A 2,564-nucleotide genomic window follows, 5' to 3' on the forward strand; every position below is an offset into this window, starting at 1 on the left:
GTGAATAATCCGGGTTCCGTGTCCCTGCTGTCCGGACTCAGGAAACCGCAAATCCGTTTTTAAGGAAACCGCCATTCCGGTGGTGGAAACCTTTATCATAAATTCTTAGAATGTAACTATGCACCCCGTGGTGTAAATACATTTTAAGGAGGTCTTGACTATGACCAAATATCGAGAGATTCTTAGGCTCAAAAGCTTGAATCTCAGTCAACAAAACATTGCCGACAGTTGCAATGTTTCAAAAAAGACAGTCAATCGTGTGTTAAAGCGTGCTGCTGAATTAGGTATATCTTGGCCGCTCGATGAAAACGACACCGATGCTGTCCTTGCAGAAAAGTTCTTCCCTTCTGCAAAACAAGTCACATCCCATAAGCGTATGCCTGACTACGACTACATCCGCAAGGAGCTACTCCGTAACGGAGTAAGTAAAAAGCTCCTGTGGACTGAATACATGGAGGATTGCCGTGCCAATGGCGAAGAACCACTCATGTATTCACAGTTCTGCTACCACATCCAACAGGATGAGCAGAAACATCGTGCTACCATGCATATCAACCGGAAACCCGGTGAACAGGTTGAAGTTGATTGGGCAGGTGATCCTGCAACAATCATTGATCCTGATACCGGAGAAATCATTAAAACCTACATATTTGTTGGTGTAATGACTTACAGCCAGTATGCATATGTGGAAGCCTTTCTGGATATGAAGCAGAAATCATGGATTAATGCACATGTCCATATGTACGAGTACTTTGGCGGTGTTGCCAAGATTCTCGTACCGGATAACTGCAAAACTGCAGTTGTTCATAATGGTGGATTTAAAGACCAGCAGATTAATGAAACCTATCAGGAAATGGCCGAACACTATGGCACCGCTATTATTCCGGCGCGTGTCAGGGCTCCCAAGGATAAGCCGAATGCTGAAGGAACGGTAGGAAACATATCTACCTGGATTACAGCAGCACTTCGGGATGAACAGTTCTTCTCCCTTTCCGAATTAAATCGTGCAATCAGAGACAAGCTCGAACTGTTCAACCAAAGGCTCTTTCAAAAGAAAGAGGGTAGTCGGCGAAGCTTATTTCTTGAGGAAGAAAAACCATTGCTGGCACCATTACCTGCTACCCGTTTTGAACTGAGTGACTGGAAAACAGCCACTGTCCAATTCAATTATCACATATCTGTGGACGGAATGCTATACTCAGTTCCTTATGAATACATCAAAAAGAAAGTTGATGTAAAGGCAACAGATACCACTATTGAGATTTTTTACAACCATAACCGCATTGCTTCCCACCGTCGTCTAAAAGGACGCCCTGGGCAGTACAGCACTATCACGGAGCATATGCCGGAAGATCACCAGAAATATCTGGAATGGAATGGCGACCGGTTCCGCAAATGGGCTGAGCGGATTGGCATAAATACGTACACTGTGGTCAATGCAATACTGGCCTCCAAAAGTGTGGAACAACAGACCTATCGAAGTTGTATGGGACTTTTAAAGCTTGCTGAGAAATACTCAGATGCATTGCTTGAAGCAGCCTGTAAAAAGGCTTTATCCTATACATCCTCACCCAGTTACAAGAGTATTAAAAATATCCTTGTAACAGGTTCTGTAAAACCGGAATCAGAAACAACTGAATCCAAGACCACACATAAAGCACATGGCATCACAAGAGGTGCCGATTACTATCGGAGGTAAACACATATGACAAATCAGAGTACAATAGATAAATTAATTGAAATGCGCCTTACTACTATGGCAGATGCATTTCGTAACCAGCTGGATGATCCTAAATTTAAAGAAGTACCATTTGAGGACCGCTTTGGTATGCTGGTGGACATCGAATACAGCAATCGTAAAAATAATCGTCAGAAACGCCTGATCCGTAACGCTGGATTCGACCAGCCGGAAGCAAATATCATGGATATCAACTATACTTCCGGTCGCAAGCTTAACAAGGCTCTTATTAACCGGCTTGCAACTTGCGAATATATATCTGAACACCGGAATCTATTCATTACCGGTGCTACAGGCTGTGGTAAGACTTACATGGCATGTGCCTTTGGCATGGAAGCCTGTAAGCGGTATTACAATACCAAGTATGTCCGTCTTCCAGATCTGCTTATTGATCTGGAAATAGCAAGGACAGAAGGTAACTATCGAAAGGTCATGGCTAAATACGCAAACCCACTGGTTCTCATTCTTGATGAATGGCTCCTTCTAAAACCAACGGAAGCCGAGCAGAAAGATATCTTCGAACTCCTTCATCGCAGACGCAAGAAATCATCTACGATTTTCTGCTCTCAGTATGAATTTGAAGAATGGTACGATCAGCTTGGTGGTGATGACAGTCCTCTTGCAGATGCAATCATTGACCGTATTGCTCATGACAGTTATCGAATAAATATCACAAGCATTGATGCTGAACATGATCGATCAATGCGAGAGGTATATGGCTTGGATAAAGCATTACGCGAGTAAACTCGCATAAGCGGTTCCCGCAAGCCCGGACAGACGGTTTCCCGTCTGCCGGATTTGCGGTGTTACCGCACAGGAATATTCA

2 protein-coding genes are annotated in these 2,564 nt (G+C 43.8%); both read left to right on the forward strand.

The window, feature by feature from the left end; translation table 11 throughout:
• Positions 1-160 precede the first annotated feature (160 nt).
• The gene (istA, locus tag FYJ25_RS14245; RefSeq protein ID WP_154581593.1) at positions 161-1,699 is read left to right on the forward strand and encodes an IS21 family transposase; all 1,539 of its coding nucleotides are present in this window, start codon (positions 161-163) and stop codon (positions 1,697-1,699) included.
• Between the two features lie 6 nt (positions 1,700-1,705).
• Positions 1,706-2,482, forward strand: a complete 777-nt coding sequence (istB, locus tag FYJ25_RS14250; protein ID WP_154581594.1) for an IS21-like element helper ATPase IstB — start codon at positions 1,706-1,708, stop codon at positions 2,480-2,482.
• Positions 2,483-2,564: the final 82 nt, after the last annotated feature.

The sequence above is a fragment of the Anaerobutyricum soehngenii genome (assembly GCF_009697165.1).
GTDB classification, from domain to species: domain Bacteria; phylum Bacillota; class Clostridia; order Lachnospirales; family Lachnospiraceae; genus Anaerobutyricum; species Anaerobutyricum soehngenii.